The sequence below is a fragment of the Rhodococcus sp. WWJCD1 genome (assembly GCF_002258735.1).
Taxonomy (GTDB): Bacteria; Actinomycetota; Actinomycetes; order Mycobacteriales; family Mycobacteriaceae; genus Rhodococcoides.
This window is the reverse complement of the sequence record NZ_NOXY01000021.1, coordinates 46203-65434: the sequence shown is the minus strand read 5'-3', so window position 1 is coordinate 65434 and position 19232 is coordinate 46203. Positions and strand designations below refer to the sequence as shown.

The 19232-nt window shown below is 65.2% G+C and carries 20 protein-coding genes; 8 read left to right on the top strand and 12 right to left on the bottom strand.

The features are described 5' to 3' along the window. Window positions 1-61: 61 nt before the first annotated feature. From dapC to CH286_RS15525, 4 genes are all read right to left on the bottom strand, one after another. Window positions 62-1165, bottom strand: a complete 1104-nt coding sequence (gene dapC / locus CH286_RS15540; protein WP_094609672.1) for a succinyldiaminopimelate transaminase — start codon at window positions 1163-1165, stop codon at window positions 62-64. A 4-nt stretch (window positions 1166-1169) separates the two neighbouring features. Next, the gene (gene fdxA, locus CH286_RS15535; RefSeq protein ID WP_008714223.1) at window positions 1170-1493 is read right to left on the bottom strand and encodes a ferredoxin; all 324 of its coding nucleotides are present in this window, start codon (window positions 1491-1493) and stop codon (window positions 1170-1172) included. A 113-nt stretch (window positions 1494-1606) separates the two neighbouring features. Continuing rightward, window positions 1607-2365 (bottom strand): hypothetical protein, encoded by a 759-nt coding sequence (locus tag CH286_RS15530; protein ID WP_094609671.1) that lies wholly within the window; start codon window positions 2363-2365, stop codon window positions 1607-1609. A 37-nt stretch (window positions 2366-2402) separates the two neighbouring features. Further along, a complete protein-coding gene (locus CH286_RS15525) occupies window positions 2403-4943 on the bottom strand; it encodes a bifunctional FO biosynthesis protein CofGH (protein ID WP_170944749.1) in 2541 nt (846 codons plus the stop codon). 122 nt (window positions 4944-5065) lie between these two features. Here CH286_RS15525 and CH286_RS15520 point away from each other — a divergent pair, with 122 nt between their 5' ends. The 3 genes from CH286_RS15520 to CH286_RS15510 are packed head-to-tail and all read left to right on the top strand — an operon-like array spanning window position 5066 to window position 7761. Beyond that, complete coding sequence (locus tag CH286_RS15520; protein ID WP_032402997.1) at window positions 5066-5545, top strand: PH domain-containing protein; 480 nt, start codon at window positions 5066-5068, stop codon at window positions 5543-5545. 59 nt (window positions 5546-5604) lie between these two features. Further along, window positions 5605-7053 (top strand): PH domain-containing protein, encoded by a 1449-nt coding sequence (locus CH286_RS15515; protein ID WP_255182672.1) that lies wholly within the window; start codon window positions 5605-5607, stop codon window positions 7051-7053. 6 nt (window positions 7054-7059) lie between these two features. Further along, window positions 7060-7761, top strand: coding sequence for a uracil-DNA glycosylase (locus CH286_RS15510; RefSeq protein ID WP_094609669.1), 702 nt, complete (start codon window positions 7060-7062; stop codon window positions 7759-7761). Here CH286_RS15510 and CH286_RS15505 read toward each other — a convergent pair. The 5 genes from CH286_RS15505 to typA all read right to left on the bottom strand — a co-directional run bounded on the left by CH286_RS15505 (window position 7688) and on the right by typA (window position 13228). Further along, window positions 7688-8140: a hypothetical protein gene (locus CH286_RS15505; RefSeq protein ID WP_032380580.1), complete on the bottom strand. Its 453-nt coding sequence runs from the start codon at window positions 8138-8140 to the stop codon at window positions 7688-7690. The genes CH286_RS15510 and CH286_RS15505 overlap by 74 nt on opposite strands. Before the next feature lie 65 nt (window positions 8141-8205). Further along, window positions 8206-8364 (bottom strand): hypothetical protein, encoded by a 159-nt coding sequence (locus CH286_RS27865; RefSeq protein WP_008714214.1) that lies wholly within the window; start codon window positions 8362-8364, stop codon window positions 8206-8208. Window positions 8365-8407: 43 nt separating this feature from the next. Further along, window positions 8408-9301 (bottom strand): N-acetyl-1-D-myo-inositol-2-amino-2-deoxy-alpha-D-glucopyranoside deacetylase, encoded by an 894-nt coding sequence (mshB, locus tag CH286_RS15500; protein WP_094609727.1) that lies wholly within the window; start codon window positions 9299-9301, stop codon window positions 8408-8410. Between the two features lie 77 nt (window positions 9302-9378). Continuing rightward, window positions 9379-11187 (bottom strand): ABC transporter family substrate-binding protein, encoded by a 1809-nt coding sequence (locus CH286_RS15495; RefSeq protein ID WP_094609668.1) that lies wholly within the window; start codon window positions 11185-11187, stop codon window positions 9379-9381. A 103-nt stretch (window positions 11188-11290) separates the two neighbouring features. Next, the gene (typA, locus tag CH286_RS15490; protein WP_032365354.1) at window positions 11291-13228 is read right to left on the bottom strand and encodes a translational GTPase TypA; all 1938 of its coding nucleotides are present in this window, start codon (window positions 13226-13228) and stop codon (window positions 11291-11293) included. Window positions 13229-13403: 175 nt separating this feature from the next. On the opposite strand from typA, the gene CH286_RS27860 reads away from it, so the two are divergent. Beyond that, a complete protein-coding gene (locus CH286_RS27860; RefSeq protein WP_094609726.1) occupies window positions 13404-13580 on the top strand; it encodes a hypothetical protein in 177 nt (58 codons plus the stop codon). On the opposite strand, the gene CH286_RS15480 is transcribed toward CH286_RS27860, so the two are convergent. Continuing rightward, complete coding sequence (locus CH286_RS15480; protein ID WP_032380578.1) at window positions 13546-13971, bottom strand: (deoxy)nucleoside triphosphate pyrophosphohydrolase; 426 nt, start codon at window positions 13969-13971, stop codon at window positions 13546-13548. The genes CH286_RS27860 and CH286_RS15480 overlap by 35 nt on opposite strands. Window positions 13972-13985: 14 nt before the next feature. Here CH286_RS15480 and CH286_RS15475 point away from each other — a divergent pair, with 14 nt between their 5' ends. Beyond that, window positions 13986-14267, top strand: a complete 282-nt coding sequence (locus CH286_RS15475; protein ID WP_032402993.1) for a 4a-hydroxytetrahydrobiopterin dehydratase — start codon at window positions 13986-13988, stop codon at window positions 14265-14267. On the opposite strand, the gene CH286_RS15470 is transcribed toward CH286_RS15475, so the two are convergent. Continuing rightward, the gene (locus CH286_RS15470) at window positions 14212-15429 is read right to left on the bottom strand and encodes a mannosyltransferase (protein ID WP_094609667.1); all 1218 of its coding nucleotides are present in this window, start codon (window positions 15427-15429) and stop codon (window positions 14212-14214) included. The genes CH286_RS15475 and CH286_RS15470 overlap by 56 nt on opposite strands. A 300-nt stretch (window positions 15430-15729) precedes the next feature. Here CH286_RS15470 and CH286_RS15465 point away from each other — a divergent pair, with 300 nt between their 5' ends. After that, a complete protein-coding gene (locus CH286_RS15465; protein WP_094609725.1) occupies window positions 15730-16590 on the top strand; it encodes an Rv1157c family protein in 861 nt (286 codons plus the stop codon). A 128-nt stretch (window positions 16591-16718) separates the two neighbouring features. Here the strand turns inward: CH286_RS15465 and CH286_RS15460 are convergent, their stop codons facing one another. Then, window positions 16719-17468 carry a DUF1906 domain-containing protein gene (locus tag CH286_RS15460; RefSeq protein WP_032402990.1) on the bottom strand — a complete coding sequence of 250 codons (750 nt, stop codon included), beginning with the start codon at window positions 17466-17468 and terminating at the stop codon, window positions 16719-16721. A 228-nt stretch (window positions 17469-17696) separates the two neighbouring features. On the opposite strand from CH286_RS15460, the gene CH286_RS15455 reads away from it, so the two are divergent. Next, window positions 17697-18275, top strand: a complete 579-nt coding sequence (locus CH286_RS15455) for a TerD family protein (RefSeq protein WP_032380864.1) — start codon at window positions 17697-17699, stop codon at window positions 18273-18275. A gap of 133 nt (window positions 18276-18408) precedes the next feature. After that, window positions 18409-19230, top strand: coding sequence for a hypothetical protein (locus CH286_RS15450; protein WP_094609666.1), 822 nt, complete (start codon window positions 18409-18411; stop codon window positions 19228-19230). Window positions 19231-19232 lie beyond the last annotated feature (2 nt).

The window sequence follows — 19232 nt, the reverse complement described above, 5'->3', positions numbered from 1 at the left end:
AGAAACGGGATCCCGTGCGCCGAACCGAATTGTGGACGCTCAGCGCGCTGGAGAAACCCGACTACCCGCGCAAGCGAGTAGCCGCAGCCTCGATGCGCTCGTCCGTAGCCGTCAGTGCGATACGCACGTGCTGTCCGCCGCCCGGCCCGTAGAACTCTCCCGGAGCGGCGAGGATGCCGCGTTCGGCGAGCCAGTCGACGGTGTCGCGGCACGGTTCGCCCCGAGTGGCCCACAGGTAGAGCCCGGCCTCGGAATGATCGACGGCGAATCCTGCTGCTTCGACGGCAGCTTTGAGCACCGTTCGCCGGGCGCGGTATCGCTCGCGTTGAATGCTCTCGTGCTCGTCGTCGGCCAGTGCTGCGGTCGTGGCAGCCTGGATCGGCAGCGGCACCATCATGCCGGCGTGCTTGCGCACCTCGAGCAACTCGGCCACGAGGGACGCGTCGCCGGTGACGAAGCCGGCGCGATAACTCGCCAGGTTCGAGGTCTTCGAGAGTGAGTGCACGGCAAGCAGATTGGTATGATCGCCGTCGCACACGCGAGGATCCAACACGGACACGGCGTCAGCATCCCAGGTCAGTCCCAGATAGCACTCGTCGGAGACGACAATGGCGTCGCGCTCGCGGGCCCAGTCGACGACCTTGCGCAGGTGATCGACACCGAGCACCTTGCCCGTCGGGTTGGACGGAGAGTTGACGAAGACCAACGACGCCCGCTCCGGCCCGAGCCGCGACAGGCCGTCTGCCCGCAAAATACGAGCGCCGGCCAGCAGAGCACCCACTTCGTAAGTGGGATAGGCCAATTCGGGGATGACGACCAGGTCGTCGGCACCCAGACCCAACAGAGTCGGCAACCAGGCGATCATTTCCTTGGTGCCGATGGCCGGCAGCACCGCGTCGAGCCCGATGCCGGTGATCGAGTAGCGGCGCTCGAGCGCAGCCACCGCGGCCTCCCGCAGCGCAACGGTACCGACGGTCGTCGGGTATCCGGGTTCGCCCGCAACCGAATTCAGTGCGGTGCGGATGACCTCGGCAACCGGATCGACCGGCGTACCGACCGACAGGTTGACGATGCCGTCCGGGTGCGCCGACGCCTTCTCCTTGGCAGCGGTCAACGAGTCCCAGGGAAAATCGGGCAGCGTCGCTGCCACCGCTCTACGTGCCAAGGCGTCAGTTCTCGCCCATGGGAGGCAGAGCCTTGATGAACGGCGGGTCGTAGTCGGTCTTGCCGAGCTTCGCGGCACCGCCGGGAGATCCCAGGTCGTCGAAGAAGTCGACATTGGCACCGACGTAGGCGCTCCACTGCTCGGGAACGTCGTCCTCGTAGAAAATGGCCTCGACGGGGCACACGGGCTCGCAGGCCCCGCAGTCGACGCATTCGTCGGGGTGGATGTACAGCATTCGGTTACCCTCGTAGATGCAATCCACCGGGCACTCTTCGATGCACGCTTTGTCCAGTACATCTACGCACGGTTCTGCAATCGAGTAGGTCACTGCTGCTCTCCCCTCCTGTATCGATCGTGGGCGCTCGCGCGCCCTGAGCATCCTAGTATCGCCGTCCGAACATGGGGCAAATCGACCAGGGTGGCCTCACCTGCCCCGAACGGCTATCGCCGCAGCTGCTTCGCGGGCACGTCTGCACCGAGTGCGGACGCCTTCTTGTGCGCCGCGAGCCACTTGCGGCCCTGCTTGGCGGCGCGCGAGAGCGCGCCCCGCTCACCGAGGTATCCGGCGACGCCGCCGATGAGCGGAATGGCTCCGAGTACGCGGTAGAACCCACGGGGATGCGGGCGCTTCTCCAGTTCGCCGGCAACGTCGCGCAGCACGTTGGCGATCTGCCACATTCCGCGCAGCAGTGCGAACGGGCCGGATTTCGGGGTTTCTTCCTTCTTCGCGGGAGCGCTGTCGGCCAAGGACGTCAGGTCGCGCTTGCACAGCACCGAGCCGAGTAGCGCCACGTGCGTCTCGCGGTCGGTCACTCCGGATTCGCGGGCCACCGCCACGAGCACCATCGCCTGGTTGGCGAACCCGAGCAGATCCTGGATCGGCAGACGGTTGACCAGGATGCCGAATACACCGGGGAATGCGACGGCAACGGTGTTGAGAGCTCCGATGCGATTGACCCACCACTGCGAACGAGCGTCGCTGTCGAGCTTTTCCCAGCCGGCGGTGCCCGGGAAGTCGGTGGTGTCGAAGGCTTTCGCGAGAAAGTCGATGACGTTGTCGAGGGTCGAATCGTCCGCAGAGGACTCGCGGAACGTCCGACCCTTGAGACCGATCGGATCACGTGTGGCAAGGATGTCGAGCACAGGATGAATGATGGCGACGGCGCTGCTCAGCACCGCGGCGACTCGACGGTCGTCCATGTCAGACAAGCTCCATTTCGAAAATCAGGACCCAGGGTCAGATCAGGCCGGCGACCGACACCTCTGGTGCCGGGCCGTACGTGGTGGTGCGCTGACGAACCGGTCGTCCGATGCCGTCGGCGATCTCGTGCAGTTCCGCGACGGTCTTCTCCGAACCGTTCTGCGAACCCGCCATCCGCGAGATCGTCTCTTCCATCAGGGTCCCGCCCAGATCGTTCGCGCCTCCGTTCAGCATCGCCTGTGTACCCGTGATTCCCAATTTCACCCACGATGTCTGGATGTTGTCGATCCGGCCGTGCAGCATGATCCTGCCCAGAGCATGCACCGCGCGGTTGTCCCGGTTCGTCGGACCTGGCCGCGACGCCCCGGCCAGATACAACGGTGAGGACTGGTGCACGAACGGCAGCGGCACGAACTCGGTGAATCCACCGGTCTTGTCCTGGATCTTCTTGAGCACGTTCAGGTGACCGACCCAGTGCGACGGGTTGTCGACGTGCCCGTACATCATCGTCGAGCTCGACCGCAGCCCCACCTCGTGCGCGGTGGTGATCACTTCGATCCACTCGGCGGCAGGAAGCTTGCCCTTGGTGAGCACCCAGCGGACCTCGTCGTCGAGGATTTCCGCGGCGGTACCCGGAATCGAGTCCAGGCCGGCGGCCCGGAGCTCGGTGAGCCACTCGCGGATCGACTGACCACCGCGCGAGGCCCCGTTGACGATCTCCATCGGCGAGAACGCATGCACGTGCATCGAGGGCACCTTGGCCTTGACCGCCCGTACCAGATCGGCATATCCCGTCACCGGCAGTTCGGGGTCGATTCCGCCCTGCATGCACACCTCGGTGGCTCCGACGACATGCGCTTCCCACGCCCGATCGGCTACCTCTGCGGTGGACAGGGTGAACGCGTCGGCGTCGCCCTTGCGCTGCGCGAACGCACAGAAACGGCACCCGGTGTAGCAGATGTTGGTGAAGTTGATGTTCCGGTTCACCACGTAGGTGACGGTGTCCCCGTTGACCTGCTTGCGCAGATCGTCGGCGAGCGCAGCGACGGCATCCATTCCCGGGCCCTCGGCTGTGGCCAGCGCGAGGTACTGCTCGTCGGACAATCCGGCCGGGTCCTTCTCCGCTGCCGTCAGCGCTGAGACCAGGTCGCGGTCCACCCGCTCGAGCCCGGCGAGATCACGGACCTGCTCGCGGATCGATTCCCAGTCGCCGAACGCATTCGCCAGATCCGAGCGGGTCTCGGTGTTGCGGCCCTGGGTGTCGATCTCGGTGTTCAGATCCACCCGACCCGAGGACTCCCACTCCTCGTCCGGCTCCTGCCACGGCAGACCCGTCGGGTTCACACCCTCGCGAGCCATGCCGGTCTCCGGATCGGCCACCGCCCGCACGTGCGCCGAGATCCGCGGATCGATCCACGGTGCACCGGCGAGAACGTACTGCGGCTGCGCGGCGGTGCGCTCGACCAACCGGTATCCGGCCGTTGCCGACAGCTCGGCGAGAGTGTCGAGGTTCGGCCACGGCCGCTCGGGATTGACGTGATCGGGCGTCAGGGGCGAGACCCCGCCCCAATCGTCGACCCCTGCCCCCAGCAACGCGGCAGTCTCTTCCGGTGCGACCAGATTCGGCGGAGCCTGAATCCGCATCGAGGGGCCCAGCACCATGCGCGTCACCGCGATGGTCGCCAGGAATTCTTCGAGACCGGCGTCGGGCACCGACCGCATCGCGGTATCGGACTTGGCCAGGAAGTTCTGCACGATAATTTCCTGAACGTGTCCGAAAGACTTGTGCACCTTGCGAATTGCCATGATCGACTCGGCGCGGTCGCGCAACGTCTCGCCGATGCCCACCAGAATGCCGGTGGTGAACGGGATATTGAGCCGGCCCGCGTCGGTCAGGGTGCGCAGCCGAACCTCGGGATCCTTGTCAGGGCTGCCGTAGTGCGCCTGCCCCTTCTCCTCGAACAACCGACGCGAGGTGGTCTCGAGCATCATGCCCATCGACGGGGCGACCGGCTTGAGTCGCGAGAGTTCCTGCCACGACATCACTCCCGGGTTGAGGTGCGGTAGCAAGCCGGTCTCTTCGAGTACCCGGATCGACATGGCCCGCACGTAGTCCAAGGTCGAGTCGTAGCCGCGGGAATCGAGCCACGCCTTGGCCTCGGGCCACCGCTCCTCCGGTCGGTCGCCGAGAGTGAACAGCGCTTCCTTGCATCCGAGCGCGGCACCCTTGCGGGCGACGTCGATGATCTCGTCGGGGTCCATGAACATCCCGTGCCCGGCGGCGTTGAGCTTGCCCGGCACCGTGACGAACGTGCAGTAGTGGCACTTGTCGCGGCACAACCGCGTGATGGGTACGAATACCTTGCGGGAGTACGACACCGTCTTCGGCCGGCCCGCGGATTCGAGCCCGGCATCGCGTACCCGGGACGCCGACGCCATCAGATCGGTCAGATCGTCACCGCGAGCGTGCAGCAGTACCGTGGCCTCGTCGACGTTGAGAGACACTCCATCGCGGGCACGACGCAACACTCGTCGCATCGCAGAGGGGGCTGGTACGGGATCCGGTAGAGAAGTCACCCCTCGATCATGCGCCTTCCCGGTACGCCCGTGCCACTGCAGGGTCTTCGGGCTGCCGCCCCCACTCCGACTCGGGGTGGTGGATACCAAAAGACACCACTAGGTTTGTAGCCGTGACAACGATGACCGACCCCCAGTGGCAACCGTCTCCACGTGCACGTCTTCTCTGGGCTCTGAGTGCCGGTCTGCTGTGGCTACCGGTCTTCGTCGCCCAGATCGTCTGGGCCGTCGTCGACTCGACGTGGACCTCGTGGCCGCATGTCGCCGTCCTTGTGGCATCGATAGTGCTGGCGGCCCTGCACATCGCGATCGTGCCGCAGTGGAGGTACCGCGTCCATCGTTGGGAGATCAGCGACACGGCGGTGTACACCCGCACCGGCTGGCTCAGTCAGGAGCGCCGCATCGCGCCGATCTCGCGAGTACAAACGGTCGACACCGAGCGCGGACCACTCGACCGGCTGCTCGGATTGGCCACGGTCACCGTCACGACGGCGTCGTCGGCCGGAGCAGTGAAGATCACGGCACTCGATCGAGACGTCGCAGACAAGACAGTGGCCAGACTCACCGATATCGCCGGCCGCACCGTCGGAGACGCCACGTGACAGATCAGGAGCTCCTCGCCGTCGAGGAAGAGCAACCGTGGCTACGCCTGGACAAGCGAATGTTGTTGGTGCACCCGGTGAACGAGGGCATCAAGATCCTGCCGGTGCTGCTGTTGTCCTTCTTCGTCGGCAGCCAGAGCGGTAATCACTACTGGAGTCTCGGCATCCTCGCGGTCGTGGTGGTGTTCGCAATTCTGCGCTGGTTCACCACCAGCTACCGGATCGGCCCGGTACATGTGCAACTGCGCACCGGAGTGCTGCAGAAGAAGGTTCTGTCCATCCCGCGCAACAGGATTCGTTCGGTCGACGTGGAAGCGAACGTGCTGCACCGGATGCTCGGATTGTCGATCCTGCGGATCGGAACCGGCCAGCAGGCGGGCAAGGGCGAGGCCTTCGAGCTCAACGCCCTCGACACCTCCCTGGTCCCCGCACTGCGTGTCGATCTGCTGCAGCGAGTGTCGGGACAGATTCCGGCAGCCGACGGTACCCCCACCGCAGCACCGAATCCCGAAGTGGAGATTGCCCACTGGCAGTTCTCGTGGGTGCGATTCGCCCCGTTCTCGATCACCGGCATCGTCACCATCGCCGCTGCCGTCGGCGTGCTGTTCCAGTACGGACTGGGGCAGACGCTGGCCGAGTCGTCGGTGGTCTCGAACAGCATCGACTCCGCCGAGCAATTCGGAATCGCCGTGTTCGTCGTCGTAGCCCTGATCGCCCTGCTCGTCGTGTCGAGCATCTTCGCGTGTGTCCGCTACCTGTTGACCTACGCCAATCTCACTGTCACCGACCAGGGTCGCACCTTGCACGTCAGCCACGGACTGCTCCGCACCCGTCAGTCGACACTCGACCGGAAGCGGCTGCGCGGCACCTCCCTGTCGCAACCGCTGCTGCTGCGTGCTGTCAGCGGTGCCCGCCTGGACGCCATCATGACCGGTGTCAGCGCCGAGAAGAAGGAATCGTCTCTGCTGCTCCCCCAGGCCCCGCAGGCCGAGGCTCTACGCATGATGACAACGGTGCTCGGCGACGCCGGTCTGCATGGCGGCGCCGACCGGCCACTGCTGCAACACGGCCCCGCAGCGCGACGTCGCCGTTACACCCGGGCAGCGCTGCCGCTGCTGGTCGTCGCCGCCGGCCTGGGAGCTGCGCAGTATTTCGGCGCGCCGATTCCGATCCTCGCGTGGACGGCGATCGGGGTGTTGTTCGTCGCCGCGGTCGGCCTGGCTCACGATCGCTACCGAGGCCTCGGCCATGCAGTGCTGCCCGGCTGGCTCATCACCCAACACGGCTCGCTGGACAGAACTCGGCACAGCCTCGAGGCCGCGGGCATCATCGGCTGGACGGTGCGGCAGACGTTCTTCCAGCGCCGCGCCGGGGTGGCGACCATCGTCGCGGCAACTCCGGCAGGCGTCGGCCACTACGAGGTGATCGACATCCCGGTGGAGAACGCGTGGGCCATGATCGACGCCGTCACCCCGGGAGCCGGAGACATCTGGCTGCAGCGCACCTGACCCGCTATGAAGAAGGCACGCCCGCAGAGCATCGAACAACTCGACATCGCGGTATCGCAATGTCGCGCCTGCCCGCGCCTGGTGCGGTGGCGCGAACAGGTCGCCGCCGAGAAGCGTGCGGCATTTTCGGACGAAACTTATTGGGGCAAGGCGGTTCCCGGGTTCGGACCGGCCGATGCAGCGATGCTGATAGTTGGGCTCGCTCCGGCGGCACACGGGGCGAACCGCACCGGCCGAATGTTCACCGGCGATCGAAGTGGTGACGTGCTGTACCGAGCCATGCATGCCGTCGGGCTGGCAAGCCAACCCACCGCGACACATATCGGCGACGGGTTGACGCTCAACGGAGTTCGCATCACGGCCCCGGTGCATTGCGCGCCGCCGCAGAACAAGCCGACTCCGGCCGAACGAGACAGGTGCACACCGTGGTTGGAAGACGAACTGCGGTTGCTTCGTCCGACGTTGCGATCGGTGCTCGTTCTCGGCGCCTTCGGCTGGCAGTCCCTGCTTCCGATACTGGCCGCCAACGGATGGGAAATACCCAGGCCTGCACCGAAATTCGGCCATGGAGTTCGACTGGAGCTGGGCTCGATCACGGTGTTCGCCAGCTACCACGTCAGTCAGCGAAACACCTTCACCGGACTGTTGACGCCGACGATGATCGAGGATGTCCTTCGGGATGCGGGTCGGCATGCACGCTTGCTGTGATCGCCTTCATCCGGAACGTGAACAGCAGAACACCGGCCGGGCCCGCCCCTGCAATGATGAGCAGCATCGTGCGCCAGTCGGCGAGCAGCAGCACATCGTTGCCCGGGCCGCCCAGCATGCACAGCACCACCGCGACGAACCAACCGATCAGGGGTGACGCCACCCAGATCGACCGCTCGGCAACCTTACGCGCGGCCAGGATCAGCGCGACGTTGGCGATGCCGCCGAGTAGTGCGCTGATGGGGAATTGCACCGAACCGAGGTAGGTCGGCAAGAAAAAGACCGACAGAATTCCGGAGAGAAAGCCGTCGAATACCAGTACTGCGACGGTCGCCCAGGACACCAGGGCGACAGTATTGGATGCGGCCTTCGAGATCATGCGCCCAATACTGCCTTGACCCGGGTTGTTTCAGTGCATCGCATTCAAAAACCGGGCACCGGCACTCAGGAAACCGGCGGATAGCCCAGCGAGGTGAGCAAGTTGCTCGCACCCATGGCGATCTGACCCAGAACGTACTGGTACAGATCTGCCTGCGCGCCGAACTGCGGCTTGAGAGAATCGACGAACGCGACGATGGCGTCCTGCACTACCCAGTTGTACATATGTGTTCCGCCCCTGCTGTGATGAGATCGACCCTGTGGTCATTCAGTGATGCGAAGCACAGCCTAGTACGCCGGCGAACAGGTCGGTCTCCCTGCCCGTCCCATCGACGCCGAGTGTGCCCCGAACCAGCACGTACTGCTCGTCCAGCAGGATCGGCTGGGCGATGTCGTTGGAGAGTGCGTAGTCACGTCCCGACGGTGCGACGGTCACCTGAGTGGCGTGTGCGCGCAACGCGTCCCGCTTGGCGTCGAGCACACCGCGAATGTCGATGCTGGTCGTGATCGTGCTCTCGGGCACGCTGGGTAGCTCACCGTCGAGGGGCAGTCGCCATCCGGCCGGAATGTCGTCGATCGCGGCGAGTCCCGACTGCAGTTGGTCCTGACCGGTGACGGTCCAGTAGAACTTCGACACCTCCCATGGCGACCCGGCCCGGGGGTAGGAATCCGTTCCGCAGACCTCCACGGCCTCGGTCACCAACGAGTGCACCTGCTGATGATCGGGATGGCCGTAACCGCCCTCGGGGTCGTATCCGATGACGACCTGCGGCCGAAGCTCACGCATCACCGCCACGAGCGCTCCGAGAGCCTCGTCGCGGTCCGCGTTGACGAACGCACGCGGCTTGCGGGCAGCAGACGTCCCGGCCATTCCGGAATCCCGCCAGCGGCCGGCTCCGCCGAGAAAGCGCGGCGGATTGCAGCCCAGCGCCGCGAGAGCACGGTGCAATTCGAGAATCCGATAGCCGCCCAGCTGATCGGCACGATCGACGACCAGATCGGCCCACGTCTCGCCGATCACCTCGCCCTCCTCGCCGAGCGAGCAGGTGAGTACCGTGACGTCGGCCCCGGCGCGAACGTAGTGGGCAATGGTGCCGCCGGTGGTGATGGTCTCGTCGTCCGGATGCGCGTGCACGAGAAGCAGCCGCTGCGGCTCCGTCATCGCCTGCTCCGTCACTGCTTCTGTCATCGATCCAGTGCTCACTTCGTCATTGGTCGCGGTGTCGCCGCGGCGATCGGTCACGAGGGCGTCCGTATCCACTGCGCGGCGTCGGCGAAGATGCCGACCTCGATCGGGCCGGTCAGGGAGACGCCGGTGATGCCGGGAACTGCGGCCACCACCGACGAGTCCTGCATGATCGGCAGCGTCGACGCCAGCGACCACAGCTTGGGCTCGACGTCGTTGGTGGCGACGGACGGATCGAGTCCGTTCACGAGAGCCCTGTCGATGGTCGGCCCGAGTTCGGGAACACACAGGCCGGACAGATTTCGCGGGGCCGCCGCGCGGTCGCCGCTGCCTGCTGCAGGCTCCTGGACACAGCCGAACCGTGATGCGAGCGCCGTCGCCGGGTCCACTCCTGCGCTGTTCCAGCCCACCACCGCATCGACGGTGCCCTCGGTCAACGCCGTCGAATACAACTCGTCGGCGGGCAGTGGGGTGACGGTCGCATCGATTCCTGCGCTGACGAGCTCGTCCGCAGCCGTCCCCGCGACAGCGAGCGCGATGTCGTCGTTCTCGACGGCGCCGATCACGAACCGCAACGCGGTACCGGTCGCGTCGGCAAGACGGGTCACCCCCGGAACCGGAGCACTCGTGGTCGCCGGGTCGGCGGTCGGGGTACCGGTTGCCGGGGCGGTTGACGTCGGCGCGGTTGCAGTGGTCGGTGCGGTTGCATTCGGTGTCGATGTCACCACCGCGTCGGGCGTCGGAACGAAGCCCGCGCGTCGCAGCAGGTCGAGGGCCGCGGTTCTGCCGATGGGAGCGGGCGACGTCGCGGTGTATCCGGGGTCGGAGGGAGAGAGGAGCTGCGCTGCAGCTCGACGATCCGTCGCGCCACCACCTGCCCCGACGGTGGCGAGCAGATTGGGATCGAGCAAGCCGAAAATACCCTGACGCACAATGGAATCCGACATATTGGCCGCTCGCCCGTTGACCGTCATCGACAGCACCCGTGATTGCCGGATCGTGTCGGTGCGGACGCCGGGAATTGCCGAGAGCTGGGCTCGCAAGGCCGCGTCACCACGAACCTGGGCGATCTGGGCGTCGGCCGACCGCAGAGAATCGGCCAGTTGCGCGGGGGTACCGCCGCGGCGGATGAGGATCTGATCGGGCGACGCGGGCTCGCCCCAGAAGCGGTCGTTGCGCTCGAGCAGAATCTCGTCACGACCCTGGTCGACGGTTTTGATGTTGAACCGGGATCCGGAGACCGGCACGTTGTCGGTGAGACCACCTTGGAAACCGCCGGGCGAGTCCTTGAGCAAGTGCGAGGGCACCAGGTCCGTGAACAAGCGCTGCCACGCCGGGTACGGCGATTCGAGAGTCACGTCGACCGTCTTGCCACCGCCCGAGGATGCGACGTCGCTGATCAGGGCATACCCGGCGGAATCGACCACACCGGGTTGGGTGATCATCTGCTGCCACAGGTAGCGGAAATCCTCGGCGGCGATCGGTGCGCTGTCGGACCACTGCGCCTCGTTGCGCAGCTGATAACGAATGGTGAACGGCGACTGCGAGGTCACCTCGGCCGAGATCATCAGCGACAGGTCGGGTTCCCAGGTGGTCACCCCGGTGTCGGCGTTTCGAATCGGCCGAAACGGGCTGGGTAGCACCAGGGAACTCACCGCGGCCGTTGCGGGCGATTGGTCTGCCAGCAAGTGCGGGTTGAATCCGATTCCGACGTCGTCGATGGCGACGACCACCGGATCACCGGTCTTGGCCGGAACCATCGTCGTGCTGACCGGCGTCTCCACGCTCTCGATGGGAGGTGGCGGATCCGCGGTGCACGCAGTGAGTACCAGTGCGATGGCAGAAACCAGAACCGCCGGCATCAGCACGTTGCGCAACGAGGATCTCCTTCGTGATCGGCTACCGGTACAGGAGAAGCGACGCCCCACAAAAGTGACACGTCGCTTCTCCCGCACGAGATGAGTCTTACAGAGCAGCCTTGTCGCGAGTCTTGCTGCGTGAACGCTCACGGGCGCGCTCGTTGGAATCGAGGTGCACCTTGCGGACGCGGACGACCTCGGGGGTCACCTCGACGCACTCGTCGCCTGCACAGAACTCCATGGCCATTTCCAGGTCCAGCTTCTTGGGCTTGGCCAGGGTCTCCATGACGTCTGCCGAGGACTGACGCATGTTGGTCAGCTTCTTCTCGCGGGTGACGTTGATGTCGAGGTCTTCCTGACGCGGGTTGATGCCCACGACCATTCCCTCGTAGGTGTCTGCGCCCGGCTCGACGAAGAACGTGCCGCGGTCGGCCAGCTGGATCATCGCGAACGGGGTGACGGTGCCGTGACGGTCCGAGACGAGCGAACCGGTGTGGCGGGCGCGGATCTCGCCGGCCCACGGCGCGTAGCCGTGGAAGACGGCGTTGGCGATGCCGGTACCGCGAGTGTCCGTGAGGAACTCGGTGCGGAAGCCGATCAGGCCACGAGAGGGAACGATGAATTCCATGCGAACCCAGCCTGCGCCGTGGTTCGTCATCTGGACCATTTTGCCCTTGCGTGCGGCGAGCAGCTGAGTGACGGCACCGAGGTACTCCTCCGGTGTGTCGACCATGAGCTCTTCGAAGGGCTCGTGCAGCTTGCCGTCGACCTGCTGGGTGACCACCTGGGGCTTGCCGACAGTGAGCTCGAAGCCTTCACGACGCATCTGCTCGACGAGGATGGCGAGTGCGAGCTCGCCACGACCCTGAACCTCCCAGGCATCGGGGCGACCGATGTCGAGGACCTTGAGCGAGACGTTGCCGATGAGCTCCTGATCGAGGCGGCTCTTGACCATGCGCGAGGTGAGCTTGTGGCCGCTGACGCGTCCGACGAGCGGGCTCGTGTTGGTGCCGATGGTGACCGAGATGGCGGGCTGGTCGACGGTGATACGCGGGAGAGCGACCGGGTTCTCCAGGTCGGCGAGCGTGTCACCGATCATGATGTCCGGGAAGCCCGCGACGGCGACGATGTCTCCTGCGACACCCTTCTCGCCGGGAACGCGCTCGACGCCGATCGTGTTGAGCAGCTCGGTGATCTTGGCCTTCTGGACGACGGGCTCGCCGTCGACCTCACGCATCCAGCTCACGGTCTGGCCCTTGGAGAGCTGACCGTTGTGGATGCGGACCAGGGCGAGACGGCCGAGGAACGCAGATGCGTCGAGGTTGGTGACGTGCGCCTGCAGTGGCGCGTCGACGTTGCCCTTGGGCGCTGGAACGTAGCTGAGCAGAACCTCGAACAGCTCGTCGAGGTTCTCGGCGTCGGGAGCGTGTCCGTTCTGGGGCTGGACCTTCGAGGCCTTGCCCTCACGACCGGAGGCGTAGAGGACGGGGAGGTCGAGTGCGAGCTCGGCTGCCTCGGACGCTTCGTCGTCGAGATCTGACGCCAGATCGAGAAGCAGGTCGTGGCTCTCCGAGACGACCTCTTCGATACGCGCGTCGGGACGGTCGGTCTTGTTCACGACCAGGATCACCGGCAACGACGCGGCGAGCGCCTTGCGCAGCACGAAACGGGTCTGCGGCAGCGGGCCCTCCGATGCGTCGACGAGAAGGACGACGCCGTCGACCATGGACAGGCCGCGCTCGACCTCTCCGCCGAAGTCGGCGTGGCCGGGGGTGTCGATCACGTTGATGACGGTGATGGTGCCGTCGGCATTGCGCTTGTGAACGGCCGTGTTCTTGGCCAGGATCGTGATGCCTTTTTCTTTTTCGAGGTCACCCGAGTCCATGACGCGGTCGATCGCTTCGGCACGTTCCTCGAACGCGCCGGACTGCCGAAGCATGGCGTCGACCAGGGTGGTCTTGCCATGGTCGACGTGTGCAACGATGGCGACGTTGCGAAATGTAGTGGTGCTGTCGATGTTGTCTGCACTGCTTGGGGCGCTCACGCGAAAAATTCTCCTGGAGTCGAATGCGGGCTCTTGTTCGCTAGCGGGCTTATGTCGCTAGAGAAGCGCGCTGCACCGCGAGGTTCTCGCGACTGATCGAGTTTACCCGTAGTTCGACCGTGCCCCGCGCCACCCTCAGGTCTGTGACCTGCGCCACCCATTAGTCTTGGTGCTCATGGGCAAGATAAAGGCCGCAGATGTCTCGGGGATGAAGCCCAAGAAAAAATGCTGCCGCAAGAAGGTTCGGTGCATCAAATGCCCGGTCGTCATCATGCGAATGAAGAAGCTCGAATCGGCGGGTGCAACCAAGAAAGACCTCAAGAAGGGCCTGAAGACCGCTCGGGCGAAGTGAGCAGGATGTCCAGGAGCTCGGGTAGCCAGAGTCGGTCGGCATCGACCAGATCCATCGTCGGCAGCGTCTCGGCGTCCACCCACCGCAGAGCCGAATGTTCCAGCGCCGCAGGGGTTCCCGAGACGAGCGCCGCGCGGTAGGTGCGAAGCACCAGTCCGCCGGGGAGATCGACATCGCCGTTCAGCGCGGCACCGATGGAGCACTCGACTCCCAATTCCTCGCGAAGCTCACGCGCGAGCGCTGCGTCCTCGGACTCCCCCGGCTCCACCTTGCCGCCCGGCAGTTCCCAGCGGCCGGCCAGCTCCGGCGGACGGGTTCGTTGCGCGAGCAGGAGTCGGCCGTTCTCGATCAACGCGGCAGCGACAACCACGGCGGTAGGGGTACCGGACATGCCACCATCTTTCTATGACCGAACTGCTGACCGACCGCGACATCGAGGACGCCCGGCTCACCGACTGGACGGTGGTGGAAAAATCCCTGACGCGAACCGTCGAACTGGGCTCGTTCCCAGCAGCCATCGAGGCGGTGAACCGCGTGGCCGACGCCGCGGAGGAGGCGGACCATCACCCCGATATCGACATCAGGTGGCGGACGCTCACCTTCACGCTCTCGACGCACTCTGCCGGCGGTCTCACGCAGAAGGATGTGGATCTGGCGCGTCGGATCGACGAGCTGATCGCGCACTGATGCGTCCCGCATAGACGACCCAGCCGAGGAAGAGAGCAGAGCCGATCACATCGACGGCACCCGCCCATGCCTCGAACCCGGGACGAGGGATGGTCCAGATCGATTCCTGGAAGAAGCTCAGCAACCACGGCACCCCCACCGTGACCGTCACCAGCCAGTATCCCGCGACGAGCTTGGCACCGGCGATGTTGCGCAGTGGACCGTGCACCAGCCAGATCACCATCGGAATCACCCAGATCCAGTGGTGCGACCACGAGATGGGCGACACCAACAGGCCGAGGAGTTGGACGATGACAAGGGTTCCCAGGTAGTCGCGGCGATCGAGTGCTCGCCATGCCGACACGGCAAGGACCGTGGCGATCACTGCGGCGGCGATCCACAGCGGGCCCTGGCCGACGTCCTCGCCCACGATCCGGCTCAGCGCTCCGCGCAGAGACTGATTCCAGACCGAACCGACGGGCCCGATGCGGTCGGCGTCGCCGAGCAACGTGGTGAAGTAGGTGGCGGCCTGATGCCCGAGCACCGCGTAACTGACCGCGACCGTCAGAGCGAAGGCCACGGCCGAGAATGCTGCGGCCTTCCACCTGCGCGTGGCCAGGAAGTACAGGCCGGTGATGGCCGGGGTCAGCTTGATTCCCGCGGCGAAGCCGACCAGGCCGCCTGCGACCCACCACCGCGAGCTGCGTACGGCCAGTAGCGCCAGCAGCACCAGGAAAACGTTGACCTGGCCGTAGTCGAGAGTTGTCCGTACGGGTTCGGACCACAGCCCCAGCGCGGTCCACAGCATCGCGATCCGCACCCAGCGCGGTTCTGCGGCACGCCCGTCACCCAGCACCATCGACAGCGCCAGCCGAACCACCGCGAACAACGCGGCCATGGTCGCGGCCTGCCAGACGACGCCGACCACCGTGAACGGCAGGTAATGCAGTGGGAAGAACACCAGGGCTGCGAACGGTGGGTACGTGAACGGAAGCGGAAAGTCCGGGGTCTGCACCGAGTAGGTGTAGTCGTACAGGTTGTCGCCCAGCAGCGCCGCCGAGCCCTCTACGTACACGTGCAGATCGACGAGGTTCATGCCGTTCGGTGTCACGAAGGCCCAGACGAAGCGGCTGATCACCGACATCGCCAACAGAACGGGGGCCAGCCGAACGAGTCGGTTCACTGTGCGTGCGGTTCCGTTCGGTATCGGTGCTGTATATCGATAACGAAGCTTATAGGTCGTCACAGGCCTTCCCTAACCACGTGGGTAGACGAGTAACATTTGCATCACCTTTAACACTGATAACTCCAGTAACAGGCTATTGTTTGTCCCTGCGGAGAATTCGCAGCGTGGACCACATAGACTGCCCTGGCACAGTTGCGACGGGGAGGGTTCGACGTCAACGGCTGTACATCGGGGATCGCGCTACATAGAGTGACCCCTCGAGCACCGGCTGTCGCCGGAGCCCGCGTCATGATCAGAATGGGGATTATCACCGTGCTTCGTACCCGCGGAACGCGTCGCGTAGTGACGGCATTTGCCGTTGCAGCAGCCGCCGCACTCGTCGTGCCGACCAGCGCATCCGCGCAGCCTCTGGTGCCCATGGCGCCCGCCGATCTGCCTGCTGCACCGGCCGATCCCGCCGCATTGATCGCTCAGTTCCTTCCCGCTCCCGGTGAGCCCATGCCCAACCTGGCCGACATCGAGGCGCTCGCCTCGTTCGCGCCCGCGATCGTCGGTGCTGCCGCTGGACCCGCCGATGTCGGAGCCGCTCCGGCCGCAGATCTGCTGAGCCAGGCTCGCGCTCTGCTCGAAACGGCGCAGCTGCCAGAGCAGGTCAAGTCGCTGCTCGAGTCCGTCATCACCTTCCTGGACGGATCAGGCGGCGGTGGTCCGGAACTGCCCGCCGACGGACCGGCCATCGCTCAATTCCTCTACCCGACGCTCGGCAAGGGGTGCATCTCCGACACCGCCGATTCCGTCGGAACTGCTCTCGCCGTACCGGGCCCGGCCACGTTGCCTCCTCCCGGACCGGCCGCGGGCCAGGCAGGTTTCGTGTTCACTGCGCTCGGCACCGCCCCCATCGCCGCCGAGCAGTCGGCTCCGCTCACCGTCACCTGGCTCAACATCGACAACCGCCGCTCGGGAACACAGGACCTGACCGGCGCGGCGAAGATCAACGCCGACGGCCCGGCTACGTTGTCGGCCATTGCCGATACCGGTCCCGGACGCGTTCTGTCGGTGGTCTCCGGCTCGATCACCACGCAGTCGAAGGAAGATCCCGCGGCCGCTCCCCGCAGCTGCACCTTCCTGCCCACCATCGGAACGGTCTACGTTCCGTAGTTCCTGCGCACGACGCATTTCGCCCCCGGCTGCTCGTCAGCCGGGGGCGAAATCCTTTCGAAGATGTTTCGGACAGTCGACTTACATAATGGAATGCAACAAACACCGTGGAATTACATCGATGTAATTCAGGTGATATCGGCGGCGGATTTCGACCACTGCCCGTAATCGGCTTTGAGAATATTGTTGATGTCCACTTTGACTCCGCCGACAGAATCCTTGTCGATTCGGATCTGATGAATATGCGCCGCCGGGTGAACGAAGCCCTTGGGTGTCCCCCAATTGTGCTGCCAATACCACTGGCCGAGACCGGCTACCGAGGCCAATTCAATGGTGGGCGAATTGGCATAGATGCCGGTGTTCTCGGCCCCGATCACCGACTGCCAACCCAGGATGTACGGCGCGATCAGAGTCGCGAACTCCACCGCGGAAGGATTGTCGTCGATCGACGCGTAGATCGGGCGGTCCGCGGGACCTCCGGCAGCTGTGTGGAGTTCGAGGCCGCGCTTGGCATGCTTCACCCCCGCTGCGTACCCACCGCGCCAATCCGACGTCGCTCCTTTTCCGAACTGGTAGTTCGAGACCACCTCCAGTCCGGCTGAGGTCAGCGAGTCGGCCTCGGACTTACGCATCGGCTTGCCGATCATCCAGTTCGCGTCGGGTCTGCGATCGGAGACGTACCGCACCGCCCCGAGGTGACCGGCCTGCTTGATCGCCGAGGCCGACGGCACCCCGCCCGAATAGTCGACGAGTGTTCCCAGTCCGGCGTCCGCGTGCGCGGTCGCCGTCCCCAGCGCAACCAGACCGACGGCGGCAGCGGACCCTGCGGCGGCGTATTTGAACAGTTCACGTCGCGAAACCTGCACAGAAATCTCCATCGTTCGATCGATCGCCGCGGCGCGCCTACTCACAGAACTGCACCACCACTGATAATTTGTGATCTTTTGTCGTATCCCACCACAAACCCATCGGTACCGCCAGCCCCACTGTTCACACCCCTCACGCTCCTCCCGTGGTTCACACCGGCAACTCGGGCACCGCGACGGCAGGCATGAATAGGGTGGGTACGACGATGCACGGACGAACCTGCGAAGGAGTGGATGGACATGGGCGTAACTCTCGCCAAGGGTGGAAATGTCTCACTGACGAAGGAAGCACCGAACCTGACCGCTGTCTCCGTCGGACTGGGCTGGGACGTCCGTGCAACCACGGGCGGCGACTTCGATCTCGATGCCAGCGCCATCGGCCTCGGCACCACCAAGAAGGCGCTGAGCGACCTCTACTTCGTCTTCTACAACAACCTGCGCTCCCCCGACGGTGCCATCGAGCACACCGGCGACAACCGCACCGGTGAAGGCGAGGGCGACGACGAGAGCATCGATGTGGACCTGGTGGCCCTGACCCCGGAGGTCGACTCCATCGTCTTTCCGGTGTCCATTCACAACGCAGACGCGCTGGGGCAGAACTTCGGTCAGGTCGTCAACGCCTTCATCCGCGTCGTCGACAAGTCCGACGGACGCGAACTCGCCCGCTTCGACCTCAGCGAGGATGCCTCCACCGAAACCGCCATGGTGTTCGGTGAGCTCTACCGCCGCGGTGCCGAATGGAAATTCCGCGCCATCGGCCAGGGCTACGCATCGGGCCTGGAAGGAATCGTTCGGGACTTCGGCATCGACGTGGGCTGATCCGTTCGTGGACAGTCTCGATCGGACCGTCTCGATTGAACAACGGATTCCGACAGAACTTGTGACGTCGAGATGATGTGTGTTGATATCAGCGCAACCGCAACATAAGCCACATCAGTCACAGGAGTCACACATGTCTCGACGCCTCAGCCGTCTGGCGGGCGCGCTCGCGCTCTCCTGCGCAGCATTGCTCGCAGTCCCCGCTACCGCGACAGCGGAGCCGGCACCGGTAGATCCGCTGGCTCAGGCAATTGCCGCACTGCAGGGTCAGGGCGGTGCATCTCTCGAGGCCGCGAATGCCATCGCCGACTCACGCACCCCGGTCGCCGAGGATGCGAGCACCGATCCGTTCGCCGCGCTGAACGCAGCCAACAAGGCGTTGACCGATTTCGGCATCACCCCGTTCTTCTACCCGACTGCGGCCGTCAACTGCGCGGCGACGGGTGCCTCACCCCTCGGCATCGTCCCGGGCGTCGCCGGTGGCGCCGGCGGACCGTGGCCCCAGCTGACCGTGCCGCCGATCGCCACTCTGCCCGGCCTGCCCTCCATCGCCGTGCCCGAACTCAACGCGGTGAACAAGGGCGAGACGATGTTCGCATTCGTTCCGGCCGGCATCGTGAACGACTCGGCCGACAAGTCCGGCATGCAGGTGGCGTGGTTCAACGTCAACACCCTGCAGGGCGGCTTCGCCGACTTCGGTGGGCTGGCCACCACTCTCGCCCAGTCGATCCTCGACAACTCCGGCATCCCGGCAGAGTTGAAGGAATTGGCCCGGCCTCTCGTGGTCAACGCACTCAATGCATTGCCCGCTGCCGGTGCGCGCGCCGTGCCCGTGGAAACCGGATCGGGAACCGTCCTTGCGGCGGTGTTCGGCACGGTGAACCACAAGGGAATCGACGGCGCCGACAAGAGCTGCTTCTTCTTCCCCACCGTGGGTCTGGTCAACGTCGCCTGATA